This window comes from Arthrobacter sp. B0316-1-20 (genome assembly GCF_059091865.1).
This window is the reverse complement of the sequence record NZ_JBNHHC010000003.1, coordinates 280,069-300,897: the sequence shown is the minus strand read 5'-3', so window position 1 is coordinate 300,897 and position 20,829 is coordinate 280,069. Positions and strand designations below refer to the sequence as shown.

At 66.0% G+C, this 20,829-nt stretch carries 18 protein-coding genes and 1 tRNA gene; 11 read left to right on the top strand and 8 right to left on the bottom strand.

The annotated features are described in order from the left end of the window. Window positions 1-46: 46 nt before the first annotated feature. Together AC5RW2_RS06625 and AC5RW2_RS06620 are read left to right on the top strand one after the other, a co-directional pair. Window positions 47-811, top strand: a complete 765-nt coding sequence (locus AC5RW2_RS06625; protein ID WP_494022950.1) for a YaaA family protein — start codon at window positions 47-49, stop codon at window positions 809-811. Window positions 812-957: 146 nt separating this feature from the next. Beyond that, a complete protein-coding gene (locus AC5RW2_RS06620) occupies window positions 958-2,721 on the top strand; it encodes a hypothetical protein (protein ID WP_494022949.1) in 1,764 nt (587 codons plus the stop codon). A gap of 111 nt (window positions 2,722-2,832) precedes the next feature. Here the strand turns inward: AC5RW2_RS06620 and AC5RW2_RS06615 are convergent, their stop codons facing one another. Further along, window positions 2,833-3,573 carry a zinc ribbon domain-containing protein gene (locus tag AC5RW2_RS06615; RefSeq protein WP_493999930.1) on the bottom strand — a complete coding sequence of 247 codons (741 nt, stop codon included), beginning with the start codon at window positions 3,571-3,573 and terminating at the stop codon, window positions 2,833-2,835. Window positions 3,574-3,647: 74 nt separating this feature from the next. Further along, window positions 3,648-4,703 (bottom strand): Nif3-like dinuclear metal center hexameric protein, encoded by a 1,056-nt coding sequence (locus AC5RW2_RS06610; RefSeq protein WP_494022947.1) that lies wholly within the window; start codon window positions 4,701-4,703, stop codon window positions 3,648-3,650. A 97-nt stretch (window positions 4,704-4,800) separates the two neighbouring features. On the opposite strand from AC5RW2_RS06610, the gene msrA reads away from it, so the two are divergent. The 7 genes from msrA to AC5RW2_RS06575 all read left to right on the top strand — a co-directional run bounded on the left by msrA (window position 4,801) and on the right by AC5RW2_RS06575 (window position 11,292). Then, window positions 4,801-5,325 (top strand): peptide-methionine (S)-S-oxide reductase MsrA, encoded by a 525-nt coding sequence (gene msrA / locus AC5RW2_RS06605; protein ID WP_494073822.1) that lies wholly within the window; start codon window positions 4,801-4,803, stop codon window positions 5,323-5,325. An 85-nt stretch (window positions 5,326-5,410) separates the two neighbouring features. Then, a complete protein-coding gene (gene cysK, locus AC5RW2_RS06600) occupies window positions 5,411-6,346 on the top strand; it encodes a cysteine synthase A (RefSeq protein WP_493977396.1) in 936 nt (311 codons plus the stop codon). Window positions 6,347-6,393: 47 nt separating this feature from the next. Continuing rightward, the gene (gene epsC, locus AC5RW2_RS06595; protein ID WP_493977395.1) at window positions 6,394-6,981 is read left to right on the top strand and encodes a serine O-acetyltransferase EpsC; all 588 of its coding nucleotides are present in this window, start codon (window positions 6,394-6,396) and stop codon (window positions 6,979-6,981) included. Between the two features lie 47 nt (window positions 6,982-7,028). Beyond that, window positions 7,029-8,015 (top strand): diaminopimelate dehydrogenase, encoded by a 987-nt coding sequence (locus tag AC5RW2_RS06590; protein WP_493999933.1) that lies wholly within the window; start codon window positions 7,029-7,031, stop codon window positions 8,013-8,015. Window positions 8,016-8,270: 255 nt separating this feature from the next. Continuing rightward, window positions 8,271-9,593: a hypothetical protein gene (locus tag AC5RW2_RS06585; RefSeq protein WP_494073821.1), complete on the top strand. Its 1,323-nt coding sequence runs from the start codon at window positions 8,271-8,273 to the stop codon at window positions 9,591-9,593. Between the two features lie 243 nt (window positions 9,594-9,836). Continuing rightward, window positions 9,837-10,586 carry a sunset domain-containing protein gene (locus AC5RW2_RS06580; RefSeq protein WP_494073820.1) on the top strand — a complete coding sequence of 250 codons (750 nt, stop codon included), beginning with the start codon at window positions 9,837-9,839 and terminating at the stop codon, window positions 10,584-10,586. 181 nt (window positions 10,587-10,767) lie between these two features. Further along, a complete protein-coding gene (locus AC5RW2_RS06575) occupies window positions 10,768-11,292 on the top strand; it encodes a DUF1360 domain-containing protein (RefSeq protein ID WP_494073819.1) in 525 nt (174 codons plus the stop codon). Window positions 11,293-11,387: 95 nt separating this feature from the next. Here AC5RW2_RS06575 and gnd read toward each other — a convergent pair whose 3' ends face one another. From gnd to AC5RW2_RS06545, 6 genes are all read right to left on the bottom strand, one after another. Next, window positions 11,388-12,824 (bottom strand): NADP-dependent phosphogluconate dehydrogenase, encoded by a 1,437-nt coding sequence (gnd, locus tag AC5RW2_RS06570; protein WP_493999937.1) that lies wholly within the window; start codon window positions 12,822-12,824, stop codon window positions 11,388-11,390. A gap of 126 nt (window positions 12,825-12,950) precedes the next feature. Beyond that, complete coding sequence (locus tag AC5RW2_RS06565) at window positions 12,951-13,106, bottom strand: hypothetical protein (protein ID WP_494073818.1); 156 nt, start codon at window positions 13,104-13,106, stop codon at window positions 12,951-12,953. A 1,100-nt stretch (window positions 13,107-14,206) separates the two neighbouring features. Continuing rightward, window positions 14,207-14,279: transfer RNA gene (locus tag AC5RW2_RS06560), tRNA-Val, on the bottom strand. A gap of 194 nt (window positions 14,280-14,473) precedes the next feature. Beyond that, on the bottom strand, window positions 14,474-15,307 hold the full coding sequence (locus AC5RW2_RS06555; RefSeq protein WP_493999939.1) for an NAD-dependent protein deacetylase: 834 nt from the start codon (window positions 15,305-15,307) through the stop codon (window positions 14,474-14,476). 5 nt (window positions 15,308-15,312) lie between these two features. Further along, on the bottom strand, window positions 15,313-15,777 hold the full coding sequence (locus AC5RW2_RS06550) for a peroxiredoxin (protein WP_493999940.1): 465 nt from the start codon (window positions 15,775-15,777) through the stop codon (window positions 15,313-15,315). Then, window positions 15,774-16,196, bottom strand: a complete 423-nt coding sequence (locus AC5RW2_RS06545) for a DUF3052 domain-containing protein (RefSeq protein ID WP_493986977.1) — start codon at window positions 16,194-16,196, stop codon at window positions 15,774-15,776. The genes AC5RW2_RS06550 and AC5RW2_RS06545 overlap by 4 nt, the downstream gene beginning before the upstream one ends. A 384-nt stretch (window positions 16,197-16,580) precedes the next feature. On the opposite strand from AC5RW2_RS06545, the gene aceE reads away from it, so the two are divergent. Together aceE and AC5RW2_RS06535 are read left to right on the top strand one after the other, a co-directional pair. Beyond that, window positions 16,581-19,322, top strand: coding sequence for a pyruvate dehydrogenase (acetyl-transferring), homodimeric type (gene aceE, locus AC5RW2_RS06540; protein ID WP_493999941.1), 2,742 nt, complete (start codon window positions 16,581-16,583; stop codon window positions 19,320-19,322). Between the two features lie 128 nt (window positions 19,323-19,450). Then, window positions 19,451-20,782, top strand: coding sequence for a PucR family transcriptional regulator (locus AC5RW2_RS06535; protein WP_494012289.1), 1,332 nt, complete (start codon window positions 19,451-19,453; stop codon window positions 20,780-20,782). The last annotated feature ends 47 nt before the right edge of the window (window positions 20,783-20,829 follow it).

Below are 20,829 nucleotides of genomic sequence, written 5' to 3'. Positions count from 1 at the left end.
GGACCGCCTTTCGTTCGGCAGCGCCATCCGACGGTAGGCTCTTACGGTGCTGATTCTTCTTCCGCCTTCCGAAGGGAAAACCGCCGCCGCGAAGGGACACCCGTTCGAGCTGCAGGACCTGCGGTTTCCGCAGCTGAACCCGGCCCGCGAGGAAGTGCTGGCGGCCCTGGCCCACGTCAGCCGGAGCCCTGAGGCGCTCACCCACCTGGGCGTCGGCGCCTCGCTGGCTGCGGAGGTGGAACGCAACACGCGGCTGCGCGACGAACCCTCCGCCCCGGCGCACACCGTCTACTCCGGTGTGCTCTACGACGCCCTCGGCTACCGATCCATGACCGCGGCTCAGAAACGCAAGGCGGACGCCGCCGTCGTCGTTATCTCGGCGCTGTGGGGCGCGATAGGTTTTGCCGACAGCATTCCGGCCTACCGGCTGTCCATGTCCGTGGGCCTGCCGGAAACAGGGAAGCTCGCCTCCTATTGGAAGAAGCTGCTCCCCCAGGCGCTGGACGCCCACGCGGAGGGCCACCTGCTGGTGGACTGCCGCTCGAGCACCTACGCCGCCGCGTGGACTCCCGACCCCGCCCGGACGGTCGTGGTCAACGTTTTCCAGGAGCGCAACGGCAAGCGCACCGTGGTCTCGCACTTCGCCAAGCACACCCGTGGCGAACTCGCCCGGCACTTGGTCACGAGGCGCGGCAAGGCGCCCGAGACGCCGGCCGCGCTGTTGAAGGCGGCGCAGGAAGTCTGGCAGGCGGAACTTGTCGAAGGCACGGCCCGGAAGGCGCACGCGCTGAATATCGTTTTGGCCGCCTAGGGATGCGGACCGGTCCGCCCTGAAGGACGGGCCCCACCGCCGGGTTTCGACTCCGGTGTGTGCGATAGTTTGCCCGACGTTCACTCAGGCCACGTAGCTTCGGTCAGTCCGAGAACGTGAAGCATTAATGGAGGCGTTGGAGTCGCATGTCCGAACGGGAATTAGATTTTGTCCACGGCGGTGTGCTGGTCCAGTACAAACGGCGAGCGGCGAAGCTCGACCGGCGCCACCTGATCGTCATGTTCGCCGGGGTGGGGGCGCTCGACAGCTACGAGTTTGACGGCCGAGCTTCACAGGACAGTCAGGCACACTGGCTGTGGATCAAGGACAAGTTCGATGGGCAGCACGCGTACTACTTGTGCCGGAATATGGACTTTTCCATTGAGCAGGCAGTGGTCGCCTTAATCGATGCAGAGCTGGATCGGTTGGGGCTGAGCCGGAATGAATGCACGCTGGCGGGTTTTTCCAAGGGCGGGTTCGCTGCGCTGTACCTGGGCATCAAATACGACTTCGGCAATATCCTCGCGAGCGCCCCCCAGGTGTACGTCGGCACCCATACGCGCGCCAACCGGCCAAAGATCTTCGCGCACCTGACGGGGGGCGGCGGGCAGGCCGAGATGCAGAACCTGGACCGGCTGCTGCCCGACGCGGTCGCTGCCGACGTACAGACGGAGAGGAACATCTATGTGCTCAGCTCTCCGCAGGACCAGTTCCATCTGGCGCAGATTGTGCCCGCGCTGCCGCTGTTCGCCAAGTACTCAAACTTCAACTACATCGAGACCGACTCGGACCTGGTGAACGAGCACACGGATGTGACGCGCTATAACGTACCGCTGATCCTGGCCACGCTCTATGCACTCGCAGAGAACGCGCCACCGCGCTACGGCACGGTGCGCAACGGCAACCGGCTGGAACCGCAGCTGCGCGCGGACCTGCTGTCGCGGCAGCGGGAGGCGGGCGACGGCGTCGCCAACTTCAGCGGCGCCCGTCTGGCCGGGTCGGTGTTTTTTCCGGAGGGCGTGGGGTTCCTGCGCGGTCATGCCACCGGTCAGTGGACGGACCTGACCAGCACGCTGGTGCTCGCGGGGAAAGGCTCCCGACACGAGTTTGCCCTGGGTGGGAACGAGGACGCGGGCGTCTCCTTCAGCTACTTCCAACAGGCCTATTGCGATTACCGACTGGGTAGGTTTTCCTCACGCAAGCACCGGGGCATTGATCTGGGAGGGCTGCCGACGGGGACGTACGAGGTGCGGCTGCGGCTCGCGGTTCCAGGCCGGGAGGTGGAGCTGCCGCTGGCCTCCGGCACACCGTTGGCGGCCGAATCGCAGCTGGACGGGCGGCTGTACCGCTTCCGGACGCGGCCCGACGGCGCCGTGCTGGATGTGCGGTCCGTGCTCGGCACCGCTCCGGCGCAGGCCTACTTCCGGCTGCGCACCAGCTGGGCACGCGGGCCGCGGGTGCATCTGGACGGGGACTACGCCGTGCGCGGTGTGGAAATCCCTCACAATGAAGCCGCTCGCTACTACCTCGTGCTGCACGGGCCCGCCGGCACCCACGCCTTCCCCCTCGCCGCCGGGGGCTTCCGAGGGACCACGGACGTCTTCGGCGACGCGCTCAGCGACTACTCCGGCGCCCACTTCGGCACCCCCAAGGGCACCGGCGTCGACATCTCGGCACTGCCGCCGGGAACGTACGAAGTCGACGTCAGCCTCAGCAGCGCCGGCGGGCTTTACACCATCCCGACCGGCAAAACCGTACAGATCCGGACCGCCGACGCCACCGGCACGACCGCCACGATGCACGACACCGTACCCGGACCGGCGTCATTCCGGAGCGGAATTGTCCGCCTCGCGCCGCTGGCACTCAGGCGGAAAATCAAGCGGAGGCTGTCCCGCCTGATCGTGCGCTGACGAGCCCGACATGCCGGCCTGCACATCGTTCTACCCTGAGGTTTTTCCCGCCGGAACCGCTCTTATGCTGTTTGGGAGCTGGCCTCTGGAACGAGTGGGCGTTGCCAGTGGTTAGCTGCCCCACTCCTCCGAGCGGATCAGGATGCAGCCAGAGTCGGGGCAGAATACGATGTCGTCAGGTGCTGCCTTGCGGATGTCGGCCAGGTCGCCGGGGCTGAGCTGCATGCCCGAGCCCTCCGACTTGCCGTGGAACAACCGGGCGGCGCCGATGCCTCGGTGGGCAAGGGTCTTTTCGTACACGGCCAGCAGGGAGGCCTCGAAGCTGCCGGCCACTTCCTGGCGCTCAGCGGCTGCGGCGGCACGTTCGCTTTCAATCCCGGCGAGCTCTTCGTCGCGGGCGCGCTCCAAGCCGGACAGTTCCTCGCGCAACTGGTCGTTGGCCTGCTGGTGCTGGGCCTGGCGGGTGCGGAGCCCCTCGAGGCGCTCCATCACTTCCAGCTCCACGTCTTCCAAATCGCTGCGGCGCTTGTTCAGCGACACCAGTTCGTGCTGCAGCGCGGTCAGATCCTTGGGCGAACCCGCTCCACTGTCCAAGCGCTTCTGGTCGCGTTCGATCCGCGACTGGACGGTTTCGACGTCGCCTTCGGCGCGCTTCAGCTCGCGTTCGGTGTCCGCAATCTCCGTGTTCAGGGCGACCAGCGACGAGTCGGCGGCCGCCAGCTTCTCCACCAGCGCGTCGATGTCGGCATTCTTGGCGGTGGCTGCAGCGCGGCGGCTCAGTTGGGTGAGCTTGCCGTCCAGTGCCTGCAGGTCGAGCAACCTCAGTTGCTCGGAAGCCGGTGCCTTCGCCATGTACGTCCTTTCAAAACGCTGCGGAACCACTGCGGTTCAGCCTCGTCCAAGCCTACAGTCCGGACGAAGCGCTGCTACCCCGGAGTCAGGACGAAATCCCACGGATCGGTGTTGGTGACGCTGACCTTGACTTCCACCGAGTAGCCCTGGTCGGCCAGGACATTGTCCAGCGCCACGGACGCCGGCGTCAGCCACAACCATTCACTGCCGAAATGAGAGACGTCGATGAGATACGGCCGGCCGTCCACGGCCCCCTCTCGCGCTTCGGACGCCGGGTGGTGGCGCAGGTCGGCCGTGACATAAACGTCCGCCCGCGATGCGCGGACCTGATCGAGCAGCGAGTCGCCGGCACCGCCGCACACGGCCACACTGCGGATAATCCCGTTGCGGTCGCCGGCCACCCTCACTCCCCCGGCGACGGCCGGCAGGATGCTGAATACCTGCTCGGCGAACTCGCCCAGCGTCTTGGCCTCGGCCAGCTCCCCCACCCGCCCGATGCCTTCTTCCGGCAAGCCGTTGTCGGCCGGCGAGAGCGGCCGCACGTCCCGCAGCCCGAGCGCGTCGGCGAGCACGTCGGATACGCCTCCGACGGCACTGTCAGCGTTGGTGTGAACCGTGACCAAGGCGCAGCCGCTTTCGATCAGCCGGTGCACGGCGTCTCCCTTGAAGCTGGTGGTTGCGACCGAGTTGACCGGCTTCAGCAGCAGCGGGTGATGCGTGAGCAGCAGGTCGGCGCCCCACTCGATGGCCTCGGTGATCACTTCGGTTGTCGGATCCACGGCGAACATGATCTTCTGCACGGCGGAGGAGGGCCGGCCGACGACGGGGCCCACTGCATCCCATTGCTCAGCGAGCGATTCGGGCCAGAGCTCTTCGATGGCCAGGAGCACATCGCCCAGCACCGGCGTAGTCGGCCGCGCTTCGTCCCGCACTGAGGCTTCGGTTCCCTCGGCGGCTTCGGTCCCTGCGGGGACTACGTTTCCTTCGGGGGTTGCGCTTCCCTCGGGGGCGTTGGCGCCGTCGGGCGTTGCGTTTGCCTCGGCAGCCTGGGTTCCCACGGGGCCTTCGGGGCCTGCGGGGCCTGCGGGGGCTTCGGCGTCCCCTGTGCGGAGCTGTTCGTCGTCGACCATGAATCCTTTTCTACCCCATCCGCGGTGGTCAGCCCACCAGCCGCCGCCCGCGTTCGCGGCCCGGGAACATTCGAGGGGTCCGTGACATTGTTAAGCCATGAAGACTTTTGTGCTTGGCGGTGGCTGCTTTTGGTGCCTCGACGCGGTCTACAATAGGACGCGCGGTGTCACGGAGGTGGTTTCCGGCTACACCGGCGGCCACGTGAAGAGTCCCTCCTACGAGGCGGTCTGCTCCGGAACGACGGGGCACGCAGAGGTGGTGGCCGTGACGTTCGACGAAACGGTGGTGCCCGAGGACGTCATTTTGGGGATGTTCTTCGCCTCGCACAACCCCACCACCCTGAACCGTCAGGGCTACGACGTCGGGACGCAGTATCGCTCGTCGATGTTCTACGTCGACGACGAACACAAGCGGACCTTCGAGGCTGCCATCGAGCGCGCACAGTCCGACTGGCAGGACCCCATCGTGACCGAGGTCGTGCGGCTGCCCGATTTCTATCCGGCGGAGGAATACCACCAGAACTTCTACGCCAAGCATCCCGATGCCGGCTACTGCCAGGTGATCATCAATCCGAAGCTGGCCAAGGCCCGAAAATATTACGCCGAATGGCTCACCGCTTAGCTCACGGCTCGCCGCGCTGACTAGTGTGGAAGAAGTTTTGTTACCCCCATCTGTAACGGCCCGAACGGCCAGAAGGCAGGAAAACATGGCCCCGATTTACGACGACGTCACCCAGGTTGTGGGGCGCACCCCGCTGGTGCGCCTGAACCGGCTCACCGAGGGCCTGCCGGCCCAGATCGCCGTGAAGCTGGAGTTCTACAACCCCGCCAACTCGGTCAAGGACCGGATTGGCGTGGCCATCGTCGACGCCGCCGAGAAGGCAGGTGCGCTGAAGCCCGGCGGCACCATCGTGGAGGGCACCTCCGGCAACACCGGCATCGCGCTGGCCATGGTAGGGGCAGCCCGCGGCTACAAGGTGATCCTGACCATGCCGGAGACCATGTCCACCGAGCGCCGGGTCATGCTGCGCGCCTTCGGTGCCGAAATCGTGCTGACCCCCGGTTCCGAGGGCATGCGCGGCGCTGTGGAGAAGGCCAAGGAGATCGTGGCCAACACGGAAAACTCCATCTGGGCGCAGCAGTTCGCCAATGAGGCCAACCCGCTGATCCACCGCACCACCACCGGCGAGGAAATCTGGGCCGACACCGATGGCCAGGTGGACATCCTGGTGGCCGGCATCGGCACCGGCGGCACCATCACCGGCGCCGGCGGCCTTCTGAAGGAGCGCAAGCCCGGCGTCCAGATCATCGCCGTCGAGCCGGAAGACTCCCCCATTCTCACCGGCGGCAGCCCCGGCCCGCACAAGATCCAAGGCCTCGGCGCCAACTTCGTGCCGGAGGTGCTGAACACCAGCGTCTACGACGAGGTGCTGGACGCACCGACGTCGGCGTCGGTCGCCGTCGCCCGCGATCTGGGCATCAAGGAAGGCATCCTCGGCGGCATCTCCTCGGGTGCGGCCGTGTGGGCGGCGCTGGAAGTCGCGAAGCGCCCGGAGAACGCCGGTAAGCTGATCGTGGCCGTGGTGCCCGACTTCGGTGAGCGCTACATTTCCACGATCCTGTACGACGACATCCGCGGCTAACCAGCTTCCCCTGCCGCCGAGCGGCGCTGTTCAAGCAGAAAGAGCACATGGGTTTCCTAGCGCGACTGCGTGAAGACCTCGAGGCCGCCCGGTCGCACGACCCGGCGGCCCGGGGCCACGTGGAGAATTTCCTGGCCTACTCCGGGCTGCACGCCATCTGGATCCACCGGCTGACCCACAGGCTGTGGGCCAAACCGTCGCTGCGGCTGCCGGCCCGGCTGATTTCGCAGGCGGGACGCTTCCTGACCGGCATCGAAATCCATCCCGGCGCGACCATCGGCCGCCGGTTCTTCATTGACCACGGCATGGGCGTGGTGATCGGCGAGACGGCCGAAATCGGCGACGACGTGATGCTCTACCACGGCGTCACGCTCGGCGGCCGTTCGCTGGACAAGGTCAAGCGTCACCCCACCATCGGCGACCGGGTGGTCATCGGTGCCGGGGCCAAAGTGCTGGGTCCCGTGGTCATCGGGGCCGACAGCGCCGTCGGTGCGAACGCCGTGGTGGTCAAGGACGCTCCGCCGGAATCGATCATCACCGGCATTCCGGCCACCTTCCGGCACCGCGATCCGCAGCGCGAAACCAAGCCGGCCGTCGACCCGGCCGAATACATCGACCCGGCGATGTGGATTTAACGTCCACTGCTGCCCGATAAACGTTGAACCTGACGAGAGGACAAGCCGTGGGCGAATCGATCCGCATCGGCATAGCCGGCTACGGAAACCTGGGCCGCGGCGTGGAGGCCGCGGTAGCCAAGAACCCGGACATGGAACTGGCCGGGGTCTTCACCCGCCGATCCCCCGGGGACCTTGCCACGCTGCGCGAGGAGACTGCCGTATACGCCATGGACGACCTGGCCGCCCACGAAGACAGCATCGACGTGCTGATCCTGTGCGGCGGTTCCAAGGAGGACCTCCCGCAGCAGGGTCCGGTCATGGCGGCCCGCTTTAACACGGTGGACAGCTTCGACACGCACGCCCGCATCCCCGAATACTTCGACGCCGTCGACGCGCCGGCGCGGGCCGCCGGGAAGACAGCGCTGATTTCCGCCGGCTGGGACCCCGGGATGTTTTCCATCAACCGCGTGTACGGGGAGGCCCTCCTGCCCGACGGCGATACCTACACCTTCTGGGGCCGCGGGCTGAGCCAGGGACATTCCGACGCCGTCCGGCGCGTTCCCGGTGTCGCTGCCGGCGTGCAGTACACACTGCCGTCGGAAGCCGCGATTGAACAGGTGCGCGACGGCAGCCGCCCGCAGCTGGAAACGCGGCAGAAGCACACCCGTGAATGCTTCGTGGTGCTGGCAGACGGCGCCGACCCCGCAGCGGTCAAGGAAGCCATCGTGACCATGCCGCACTACTTTGACCAGTACGACACCGAGGTCCACTTCATCTCGGCCGAGGAACTGGCCCGCGACCACAGCGCCATGCCGCACGGTGGGATGACCATCCGCAGCGGCAACACCAGTGACGAACACGCCCAAGTCATCGAGTACGGACTCTCGCTGGAGAGCAACCCGGAGTTCACCGCCAGCGTCTTGGTGGCCTACGCCCGGGCCGTGCACCGCCTGCACCAGCAGGGCCGCTTCGGCGCCGTCACCGTCTTCGACGTACCGCCCGGCCTGCTCTCCCCCAAATCTGCGGCGGAACTGCGCGCTGAGTTGCTGTAGCAACTCGTCGCGGTCTACCGGTAGGCTCGACCATCGATCCTAAGAGGCCCCTCTGCGCGGAGCAGAGGGGCCTCTCGCTGTCTGTCAGGGTTTCTCGGGCTCCGATGACGCCGTTGACTGCTTATGCCGAATGATTGAGTATTATTCGGATAACTCCTCAACCTGACGAGGAGCTTTCTCTTCCGTCTGCTCTGTTGTCATTCCTGTTGGGGGAAATTCTTGAAAAGACTACTTCAGCGCGCCGTTACAGTTTCAATGGCCACTCTTTTATTTACTGCACCAATAACACTCGCTCAGGCTCAGGCGAACCCAGTCGGCGTTACCGTCGCTTCAACGACAGCGGTCTCCACGGCAGTCGTGAAGGCAACGATCACGGGTGCCCCGAAGTCCTCAACTGTGGCCAGCGGCAAGACCCATAACTTCAACGTCAAGGCAGTCGGCAGCAAACTCAGGTATCAATGGCAGGTCAAAAAACCTAAGTCCTACAACTGGGTCAAAGCCACCGGAGCTTCTGCCAAAACCCACACTCTCAAGGTCAAGGCCACGGCCAGCCTTAATGGAGCGCAGTACCGCGTGATCGTCTCCAACTCCCGCTCAAAGATCACGTCGAGGAGCGCCACGCTCACCGTTGTCACCTCACCCAGGATCACAACCGAGCCCAAGAACGTAACCACTCCGGCACGATCGAAGGTAACGCTTTCAGTCAAAGCGAGTGGCGGAGCCATGTCATACCAGTGGCAGCGTAAGGCAGGATCCAAATGGGCGAACATTTCCTCGGCCACCAGGTCAACCCACACCTTCACAACTCCCTCCGGACAGTCAGTAACCGAGTACCGGGCCGTAGCGGGCAACAAGGCGGGAAAGGCAACTTCCAACAGCGTGAAGGTCACGACCGTCGTCAAACCGACGGTTAAGATCCCGCGTTCGATTGAGACCACCACTGGCCAATCCATCACTATCAAGAGCCAAGCCACGGGCGGATCCCTGTCCTACGCGTGGGAACGTGGGGTCGAAGGAACCGACGGAAAGGTCTCGTGGAAGAGGATTTCGGGAGCAACAAGCGCGAACTACACGTTTACCGCACGGTCGAAGAACGAACTGGATACCTACCGGGTCGTAGTAACGAACAAGGCCGGAAAAGCGACCTCAGCAGAAATGGTGCTGTTTGTACGATCGTCGAGGCAAGACCCCTTCGCTATCGACAAAATATTCACTTTGCCTGACTGGAACGTGCTGTTCTTCGAACCACGTCAATACCCAAGCAACACAGAGTCAGGAAAAGCGGATCTATACGTGGAATTGCTCTTGGGTAACAGCAGCGATTCCACCATGGATCCGGCCGACTGGATCGTCGTGGAATACATCGGTGCAGACGGGAACACCTACGACGACTCCGGGTATACGGTAATAGATTCCTATCTCGACATGGGGCCGCTGCTTCCGCCGACGGTGGACGTTGATTCCTCCATTGGTTACGGAGTGGTTTTTGCCGATGTCCCGGCCGCTGCAGTCAAGGGCGGAGTCTGGCGCATCACCGATTGGTACGACGACTCCGTTGAGTACGTCCAAGGATTCTAGGTGCCTGAGCATTATTGCTCGTACGATTAACCAGTAAATCATTTTGGTTCCGGGCTGCGCCCGGGAAAGTTGGGGAAATTGAAACTCGCACCTTACGTGCGTGGCGCCGCTGCGTTCGCAGCCGCTGCCTCGCTCCTTCTAGGCTCCGTCACTGCCGCAACCGCGGCTCCCGTCCAGGCCGTCACAGCGGTGACTGGTCCCGCCGTCGGGGCGACGGTCCCGACGCCTGCGCCCGAAACGAGCGTGGCGATCAAAAATATCGGCAGCCCGGTTGCCCCCGTCAACGGCACTGCAACGGTGAAGCCCACGGTTGCCGCCACCGGATGGGTCACCGTGACAGCCAAGACCATCACGGTTAAGCAAGGCAGCAAGACCGTGCTCAGGAACAAGAAGAGCGCGAAGCTCAAGGCCGGGACCTACTCGGTTGCCACAACCGTGAAGTACAAGACGTACGCAGAACTGGACGGCCAGCGCGTCTACTCGAACCTCAAGACGACGTCGAAGACGCAGAAGCTCGTGGTCCGCACTGCAGTTGCGCTGAAGACCATTGCGGGAAAGAAGGCTCCTTACAACGGCACGGCAACCATCAAGCCGAATTTTTCGTCTGCCAAGGGCGTGAAAGTCGTGTCCAACACGCTGACGGTGAAAGCCGGCAGTAAGACCGTAACCAAGAACAAGAAGTCGGTTTCCCTGCGGGCCGGCAGGTACAAGGTCACCACGACGGTGAAGTACCGGTTGCCGTCCTCGACCTACACGCGCACCGCGACGAAGACGCAGGCTCTCACGATCACGGCCGGAAAGAAGCCCACCCGAAGTGCCCCCAAAGGACACTATTGCCCGGCCGGATACCCCATCAAAGGCAATCAAAGCTCCTCGGGCGAGTGGATTTATCACGTCCCAGGCGGTGGCTTCTACTCGCGCACCAGCCCCGAAGAGTGCTTTGCCACCGAAAGTGCAGCTCGGGCTGCCGGCTACCGCGCTTCGAAGCGATAGCCGGACTCAAACCTGAGACAATCGGCCCCTCCTCAACTCTCCGAGGAGGGGCCGATTTCCGCTTACCGGTGCGGTTTTAGCCCGCCGGTCGTGCGGTTCCACGGGTGTCCTGCCCTGTTGCGTCGCCCATGGCGCCGATAAACTCGCCCCCAGGGCACAAGACCGGGAGGGCAAGCACCACATGTATCAGGAAACAGCTCAAAGATTACGGGCCCGGTTACGGCACGAGAAGGACGAATACAGCCACGGAGAGCACCTGCCGCTGGGCTCTTTCCTGATGTTGATGGGCGTCCACGGCACAGGACTGGCACTGGGGACAGCCGCCGTTCGCCGCTCCGGCCGCACCGTGCCGGACGCGCCCCGGTGGAGCGACCTGGCGCTGATCGCCGTCGCGACACACAAGCTCTCCCGACTGCTGACCAAGGCCCCGGTCACCAGCCCGCTGCGGGCTCCGTTCACTTCCTTTGAAGGACAAAGCGGAGCAGCCGAACTGGCCGAAGACGTGCGCGGCACCGGACCGCAGAAAGCCATCGGCGAACTGCTGACGTGCCCGTTCTGCCTGGGCCAATGGGTGGCCAGCGGCTTCATCTTCGGGCTGTTGCTGGCTCCGAAGCCAACCCGCTGGGCGGCCGCCCTGCTCACCGCGGAATTCGGATCCGACCTCCTCCAGTTCTTCTACTCGGAGGTACAGAAGTCGGCGGCGTAGTTTCCGACGAAAGCGGTGGCAGCCGACGGAGCCCCCAACCGCAAGAGTCGGTTGGGGGCTCCGGAAGCTCCTCAGGCGGCTGTCCGCCGTCCGAGTCAGTGCGTGTCGACGGCGGAGACCTCCGACTTGTCGCCGCTCCACAGGGTGTGGAAGGTGCCTTCCGCGTCCGTCCGGCCGTAGGTGTGTGCGCCGAAGAGGTCGCGCAGGCCCTGGGTCAGGGCGGCCGGCAGGCGCTTGCGGCGCAGCCCGTCGTAGTAGGCCAGCGAGGAGGCAAATACCGGTACCGGGATGCCGAGCTGGACGGCGGTGGCCACGACTCGGCGCCACGCCGGGACTGCCGCGCCGATCGCATCGGCGAAGGCCGGGGCGAAGAGCAGGTTTTCAGGCTTTGAGTCGCCGGCGTAGGCCTTCATGATGTCGTCCAGCAGCTCGGCGCGGATGATGCAGCCGGCGCGCCAGAGAGAGGCGATCTCATCCAGCTTCAGATCCCAGCCGTACTCGCCCGCTGCGGAACCGAGCATGTCGATGCCCTGGGCGTAGCTGACCAGCTTGGAGGCGAACAGCGCCTGGCGGACGTCCTCGACGAAGCTCTGCGGGACCTTGACGTCTTCTTCGTGTCCTGCCAGCACGTCCTGGGCTATGGCGCGCTGGCCGCGCTGCGAGGAAAGGCCGCGCGCGAAAACCGACTCGGCAATGCCGGAGACCGGCGACCCGAGTTCGAGCGCGGAGACGACGGTCCAGCGCCCGGTGCCCTTCTGCCCGGCCGAGTCCACCACCACGTCGACGAACGGCTTGCCGGTCTTGGCGTCCGTGTGGGCAAGCACCTCGGCGGTGATCTCAATCAGGAAGGACGAGAGCTCGGTCTTGTTCCACGCGGTGAAGATCTCGGCCTGCTGCTGCGGTTCCAGGCCTGCACCGGTGCGGAGCAGGTCGTAGGCCTCGCCGATGACCTGCATGTCCGCGTACTCGATGCCGTTGTGCACCATCTTTACGAAATGGCCCGCGCCATCCGTGCCCACCCAGCTGCAGCAGGGTTCGCCGTCGTACTTGGCGGAGATCTTTTCCAGCATGGGGCCGAGCGAGTCGTAGGACTGCCGGGAGCCGCCGGGCATGATGGATGGGCCGAGGAGCGCCCCTTCCTCGCCGCCCGAGACCCCGATGCCGACGAAGTGCAGCCCCTTCTCGGCCAAGGCGGCCTCGCGGCGCCGGGTGTCCTCGTAGTGCGAGTTGCCGGCGTCAATGACGATGTCGCCCTCTTCCAGCAACGGCACCAACTGCTCGATGACGGAGTCGACCGGCTTGCCGGCCTTGACCATGATGAGCACGCGGCGGGGCTTCTGCAGGTTCTCCACCAGCTCCTGCAGCGACTCGGTGCGGATGAAGTCGCCCTCGTCGCCGTGGGCGGACAGCAAGGCGTCCGTCTTTTCCACCGAGCGGTTGTGCAGGGCGACCGTGTAGCCGTTGCGGGCGAAGTTCCGTGCCAGGTTGGCGCCCATGACGGCCAGACCTGTCACACCGATGTGTGCGCTCATTGAGTCTCCATGTGTGCGGTCCCCGCGGTCAGGGACGTCAGCGTACAGCCCGAGCGGGCCGTGGTTCCTCCTCAAGCCTAATCCCGACCGGCGGCACCGGCTAAGCGGGCTGGCGTTAGCTGTGACTCATTCGCCGGCGGCAGCCGAGGGGCGGAAGCGCAGCCAGGCGTCGATTGCTTCATCGTCCGCGTCGTCCTCGCCGGGAAAGCCCCTGCCGGCGATGGCGCCGGGAAATCCCCTGCCGGCGATGGCGTCCGTGCCGGGGTCCGGGCGGGGAGTCAACGCTCGAGGCGAGGCCGCGGGCAGCCCGATTTCATCCAGCGGGTCCTGCGCCGGTATCCCGCCGGCGTCCTGTTCGGAGCACGGCCGGCGGTGCGTTCCAGAACAGGCACAACGCCGTGCCGAGACGGTGCATGCAGGGACGAAAGCGTGGCCTGCAGTCCGGCAGAACTTCTCCATTGTTGCCCCTCGTGAAAACCAGCATGATCGGTCCAGCGTTGCAGACCGGAGGCCGGTTGTAGAGAGCTTCACGGCGCCGTTGCTTAACCGTTATTGCATGACGCATCGGCCGCTCTGTCTTGGCATAAGATCGGCACAATAAGTACTCGGCAGCACCGTTCGGCGGCTCGCGGATGGTAAGGGCGTGTGCCGTGTTTTGACCCGTATTTGCCTATAACGAGCGACACGCTTAACTGATCAATCATTGTGGTTGAGAAATGCCCACGGGTCATGGCAGACTGTGGCTTGGCGGTGGCATTGAACGCCCGGGAGCCCCCATCTCCCCGGTTGCTGCACCGCTTATCCCCTGGCAGTTCCGTTGATCCCCCATCTAACGGCTGCCCCGAAAGGCACTGTCCCTCACGGGACAGTGCCTTTCCCTTTGGACCTGTGTGCCGGCTGTGATCCCCGAGACGAGATTCCTCGCGAGCGACGAGTATGGCTGACAAGTTTTTCACGTGCCCGGTAGATGTCCCGCACGAGACCATGCAGCGGCACGGCAGGACGGCGTGTCCTTGCCGGGCGGTGCGGAAGACAGGGCCGCCGGGCCGGGTGTCGGATTCGCGGGAAAGGGGCTTCGACGCGGTCGAATGCTGCGCGCGGACGATCACCTTGTCCGGCATCTGCAACGCTGAGGGACAGCCCCGCCCATCCCCCAACAGCGGGCGGGGCCGTTACCTCATCCATCCGGTTCCACTGCCCCCTGCAGCGGCCACCGGGAGCCCCACGTTACACCGGCAGGCGCCCGCTGGACCTCAGGATTCGCTTAGGAATCGAAGCCTGAAACGCAGAACCGGAGACTGCGGCTCAGCCCGGCCAGTGGAGCTGGGCACGAAAAACCCCGCATTCCCAGGCGTCTTGCCTGACAGTGCGGGGTTTGTTCGTGGGTCCTACCGGGATCGAACCGATGACATCCACGGTGTAAACGTGGCGCTCTACCAGCTGAGCTAAAGACCCGTTGTAATGTCGAAAGCGGGACCGCGGAGCGTTATCCGCCGCAACATCACGAGGATTTACTCTACCGGATAAACCGGCGTGAACGCCAACCAAATTTACGTGCGGATCAACACGATGCAACCTGTAACCTGAGACCTCCCTCAGGGTCAACAGCCGGCGCATCGAAGGGGCGGCACGGTCCTCCTGGCCGCGTCTCAGGCCGGCTTCTGGAGCCGGCCCGGCAACTCCGCCGCCAGGTGGCCAAGAGCCTCGGAGACGCCCGTTTCCAGCTTCAGGTCGGCCAAGTCGTCGCCGCGGGTAGGGCCGCGGTTGATGATCACCACGGGTTTGCCCTGTTTGGCGGCGTGCCGGACGAACCGCAGGCCGCTCATCACGGTGAGCGAGGACCCGGCAACCAGCAGCGCCTCGCCGTCGTCCACCATGGCGTAGGCCGCCGCCACCCGGTCCTTGGGGACATTCTCGCCGAAGTAGACGAAGTCCGGCTTGAGCATGCCGCCGCAGACCAGGCAGTCGGCCACGACGAAACGGGAGGTGTCGGCGACGTCGGCGTCGGCATCCGGAGCGACGTCGCCGGCATCGCCGGCGGCGGCGTAGGCGGGGTTGAGTTCCTCCAGCCGCACCGCCAGCGAGGAGCGGCTGGTCACGTCCCCGCAGTCCAGGCAGATCACCCGGTCGAAACGCCCGTGCAGGTCGATCACGTTCACGCTGCCGGCGTCCTCATGCAGCCGGTCCACGTTCTGCGTGATCAGGCCGCTGAGCAGGCCGTTCTGCTCCATCGCTGCCAGCGCGTAGTGGCCAAGGTTGGGCGCGGCGTGGTGCATGTGCCGCCAGCCGATGTGGTTGCGCGCCCAGTAGCGGCGGCGCAGGTCCTCGTCGCCGACGAACTGCTGGTAGGTCATCGGTGCGCGCGGGACGGAGGTGGGTCCGCGGTAGTCCGGGATGCCGGAATCGGTGCTGAGGCCCGCGCCGGTCAACACGGCCAGACGGTGTCCAGCCAGGATCTCGAGCGCCGGCCGCAGCAACTCCATGGCGGCTAGAGCTCTTTCAGCACGCGGTGGTATTCCTGGATGTCGCGGGCCTGGCTGCGGGGATTGCGGATCACGTGCCGCAGGATGCCTTCGGCGTCGATGATGAAGGTGCCGCGAAGCGCCATCCCGGAGTCGTCGTCGAACACGCCGTAGGCCTTGGCCACGTCGCCGTGCGGCCAGAAGTCGGCCAGCAGGTCGAACTCGTAGCCCTCCTGCTCCGCGAACGCGCGCAGGGCGAACTTATGGTCAACGGACACGGCCAGCACGCGGGCATTCTCGCTGCGGAAGAGGCCCAGGTCGTCGCGCAGCTCGCACAGCTCGCCGGTGCAGATGCCGGAGAAGGCGAACGGGTAGAAGACCAGCACGACGTTCTCACCGCGCAGGGCGGAGAGCCTGACGGGTTCGCCGAACTGGTTGGCCAGCTCGAAATCGGGTGCGGGCAGCCCGGTCCGGGGTGCGTCCGCGGTCACTTGTTGGTCCGCTTGCTGACCAGCCGGGTGGCGGCCCAATCGCCGGAGACGCCGGCGGAAGTGGTCACGTGCAGGCCGGCGGTAGGCGCCGCTTCCTGGACGTCGGCCGGCGGCACGTAACCGTCCCGGCCGGACTTCGGCGTCAGCACCCAGACCACTCCGCCCGGCCCGAGGGTTGTCTGCGTGTCGACCAGCGCGTCCACCAGGTCGCCGTCGCCGTCGCGCCACCACAGGATCACCGCGTCCACCACGTCGTGGTCGTCCTCGGTAAGCAGTTCGGAGCCGGTGAGGTCCTCGATGTCGTCACGCAGATCGAAGTCCACGTCCTCGTCATAGCCGAATTCCTGGATCAGGTCCCCGTCTTTGAAACCCAAATTGCCTGCCACATTCTCTACCGCGGCGGCTTCGGCCTCGCCCACTGTGCTCCTCCTGTACGGAACGTATTGATTCACCCCGCCGACGGCGATGGGCGTGTTGCTAGTTACAAGCCAACACCCTAATCGCCGTCGCTTCAAGCCACCCGCAGGACGCTGCCGTTTTTTGCCGCGCCGCGGCGCCGCTTTACGCCTCTTTCTTAAGGGACGACGGCGGGCGCCCGCGGGGACCGGCGCCGGTGGGCCGACGACGGCGACGGCGGGGCGGCCTCCGACGTCGTCGTAACAACTGGCACGGCCGGCTCCGGCTGCGTTGTAATGCCGTGAACAGTTAGAGTGGCACTGAAGAATATCTCCCGGCCGGACCATGCGCCGGGTCGCTATGCCACGTAAGGCGCAGACACAATCTGCACGTATGAGAGGTTGGACGTGAGCGCAGGAGAAGATACCTCGCACATCCTGAGCGGGCTGACAAGCCAGCTGCCGGATCGCGATCCCGAAGAAACCGCCGAATGGATAGAGTCCTTCGACGGTCTGGTGGAGAGCCAGGGCACCGAACGGGCCCAGTTTATTGTCCGCTCCATCCTGCAGCGTGCGGGTGCGCAGAGCGTCGGCGTGCCGATGGTGACCACCACGGACTATGTCAATACCATTCCGGTCGACCAGGAGCCGGAGTTCCCGGGCGACGAGGAGATCGAGCGCCGCTACCGCGCCTGGATGCGCTGGAACGCGGCCATGCTGGTGCACCGGGCCCAGCGTCCGGACATCGGCGTGGGCGGACACATCTCCACCTACGCCGGCGCGGCCACCCTCTACGAAGTGGGCTTCAACCATTTCTTCCGCGGCAAGGACCACCCCGGCGGCGGCGACCAGGTCTTTTTCCAGGGCCACGCCTCCCCCGGCATGTACGCGCGCGCCTTCCTCGAAGGCCGGCTGTCCGAGGAGGACCTGGACGGTTTCCGGCAGGAGAAGTCCCGCGAAGGCCACGCCCTGCCCTCCTACCCGCACCCGCGCTCCATGCCCGAGTTCTGGGAATTCCCCACCGTTTCCATGGGCATCGGCCCGGCCAACGCCATCTACCAGGCGCAGTTGAACCGCTACCTGCAGAACCGCGGGATCAAGGACACCTCCGACCAGCACGTCTGGGCCTTCCTGGGCGACGGCGAGATGGACGAACCGGAGTCGCGCGGCTTCCTGCAGTTGGCAGCCAACGAAAAGCTGGACAACCTCACCTTCGTGATCAACTGCAACCTGCAGCGCCTCGACGGGCCGGTGCGCGGCAACGGCAAGATCATGCAGGAGCTCGAGGCCTTCTTCCGCGGCGCCGGCTGGCATGTCATCAAGGTCACCTGGGGCCGGGAGTGGGACGAACTGCTCGCCAAGGACCATGACGGCGCGCTGGTGGACATCATGAACTCCACCCTCGACGGCGACTACCAGACCTACAAGGCCGAATCCGGCGGGTTCGTCCGCGAGCACTTCTTCGGCAAGACCCCGCAGACCAAGGAAATGGTCGCGGACATGACCGACGAGCAGATCTGGAACCTCAAGCGCGGCGGCCACGACTACCACAAGGTCTACGCCGCCTACCGCGCCGCCACTGAGTTCAAGGGCAAGCCCACGGTGGTCCTCGCCCAGACGGTCAAGGGTTACGGCCTGGGCACGCACTTCGAGGGCCGCAACGCGACCCACCAGATGAAGAAGCTGACCCTGCAGGACCTGAAGGACTTCCGCGACCACCTGCGCATCCCGATCTCCGACGAGCAGCTCGAGGCCGATCCGTACCGGCCGCCGTACTACCGGCCGGGACCGGACACCCCGGAGATCAAGTACATGATGGAGCGCCGTGCCGCGCTCGGCGGCGCCGTGCCGGAACGCCGGACCGCGCACCAGCAGCTGCACCTGCCCGAGGACAAGGCCTACGAGGTTGCCAAGCGCGGCTCCGGGAAACAGCAGGCGGCCACCACCATGGCGTTCGTGCGCCTGCTGAAGGACCTGATGCGGGACAAGGAATTCGGTGCCCGCGTGGTCCCGATCATTCCGGACGAGGCGCGGACCTTCGGCATGGACTCGTTCTTCCCGACCGCCAAGATCTATAACCCCAAGGGCCAGAACTACCTGTCCGTGGACCGCGACCTGGTCCTGGCGTACAAGGAATCCCCGCAGGGCCAGATCCTGCACACCGGCATCAACGAATCCGGCTCCACCGCCGCCTTCACCGCCGTCGGTACCTCCTACGCCACCCACGGCGAGCCCTTGGTGCCGATCTACATCTTCTACTCGATGTTCGGTTTCCAGCGCACCGGTGACTTCTTCTGGGCCGCCGCCGACCAGATGGCCCGCGGCTTCGTGATCGGCGCCACCGCGGGACGGACCACCCTGACCGGCGAGGGCCTGCAGCACGCGGACGGGCATTCCCCGGTCCTCGCCTCCACCAACCCGGCGGTCGTCACCTATGACCCGGCCTACGGGTACGAGATCGGACACATCATGCGCGCCGGCCTGGAGCGCATGTACGGCGGGAACCATCCGGATCCCAACGTGATGTACTACCTGACCGTGTACAACGAGCCGATCCTCCAGCCCGCCGAACCGGAGGAACTGGACGTCGAGGGCCTGGTCAAGGGCATCTACCTGCTGGCTCCGGCCAAGGTCGACGGGCCCCGCACCCAGCTGTTGGCCTCCGGCGTGGCCGTGCCGTGGGCGCTGGAAGCCCAGCAGCTGCTGGCCGATGACTGGGGCGTCTCCGCCGATGTCTGGTCGGTGACCAGCTGGAACGAACTCCGCCGCGACGGCCTGGCCGCCGAGGAGGAGGCGTTCCTGAACCCCGGCGCCGAGCCGCGCAAGCCCTTTGTGGCCCAGCAGCTCGAAGGGGCGACCGGCCCGATCGTGGCGGTCAGCGACTACATGGCGGCCGTGCCGGACCAGATCCGGCAGTACCTGCCCAACGAGTTCGCGACCCTGGGCGCCGACGGCTTCGGGTTCTCAGACACGCGGGCCGCGGCCCGGCGCTTCTTCAAGATCGACAGCCACTCGATCGTGGTCCGGGCCCTGCAGATGCTGGCCCGCCGCGGCGAAGTCGACCAGAATGTGCCGCGGGACGCGTTCGACAAGTACCGCCTGATGGACGTCAATGCCGGCACCTCGGGCAACGCCGGGGGCGACTCCTAAACCGCGGCAACGCGCCACCCGACGGGCGGCGGACCCGGCCCTTTGCGGCCGGGTCCGCCGCCTGTTTTAGTAGGAACCACACAAAAGCCGGAATGGAGCTTGCCCGGCCAAGTGCGTATGCTCGTTGCATGCCCCATGCCCGGACCGAACCTGCCAAGACGGCTGCCCCACCGGGCACGACGGCCGCCAAGAAAACCGCGGCGCAGCAGGCGCCGCCGTCGACATCCGGTGCGGCCGGGCGGCGCGCCGGCGCCGGGCGGAAGGGCGACCGGGCGGCGACCGGCAATCCGGCGACGTTGGAGCGGCTGCGGACCAAGGTCGGCGCGCTGGCGACCGTGACCCTGAAGCGGCTGGATTCGGACCTGCCCTGGTACCGCGGGTTGCGGCCGGACGAACGCTCCGCCCTCGGCCTGGTCGCACAGAAGGGCATCGCGTCCTTCGTGACATGGTACGAACGCCCCACGTCCCCGGCCTGGGTGATGAACGACGTCTTCGGCACCGCCCCCACCGAGCTGACCCGCTCCATCAGCCTGCAACGCGCCCTGCAGCTGATCCGCGTGGTGGTCGAAGCCGTGGAAGACGAAGTGCCGGACCTTGCCGGCGAAAGCGACGAGGCCCAACTGCGCGAAGCAGTGCTGCGCTATTCCCGCGAGGTCGCCTTCGCCGCCGCCGACGTGTACGCACGCGCCGCCGAAACGCGCGGCTCCTGGGACACCCGGCTCGAGGCGCTGGTCGTGGACGCGATCCTGCGCGGCGAAAGCTCCGACGCGCTGCGCTCCCGGATCGCCGCGGTCGGCTGGAAGACCACCGGCCCCATCACGGTGATGGTGGGCGGCTCCCCCGGTGAACCGGGCCCCAGCTTCGTGACCGAACTGCGCCGCGCCAGCTCCCGCTACGCCGCCGACACCCTGGTGGGCATCCAGGGCGAGCGGCTGATCCTGGTGCTGGGCGGCCTGTCGGACCAGGACACCGCCTTCGTGCGGCTGGCCGAACTCTTCGGGCCCGGGCCGGTGGTCTACGGCCCGGAGGCCCGCTCGCTGGTGGACGCCAGCACCTCGGCCCAGGCCGCCTTCGCCGGGCTCAACGCGGCCAAGGCCTGGCCGGCCGCGCCGCGTCCTGTCGCCGCCAACGACCTGTGGCCCGAACGGGTGATGTCCGGCGACGACGCCGCGCGCCGCGACCTCTACAAGTACATCTACGTGCCGCTGCTCAACGCCGGCAACGGGTTGGTCGAAACGCTCTCCAGCTACCTGTCGCTGGGGCATTCGCTGGAAGCCACGGCGCGGGAACTGTTCGTCCACGCCAACACGGTGCGCTACCGGCTGCGCCGCGTGTGCGATGTGACCGGCTGGGATCCGCTGCTGCCGCGGGAGGCCTTCGTGCTGCAGACCGCCCTCGGCGTGGGACGCTTGGTGGCTCCCGCGCGGAGCCCGAAGGACCGCGCGGCGGCTCGGCAGTAGTTGCGCCACCTTGTAGACTTCCTACAAAGCGGTTCGGCGAGCTTCGT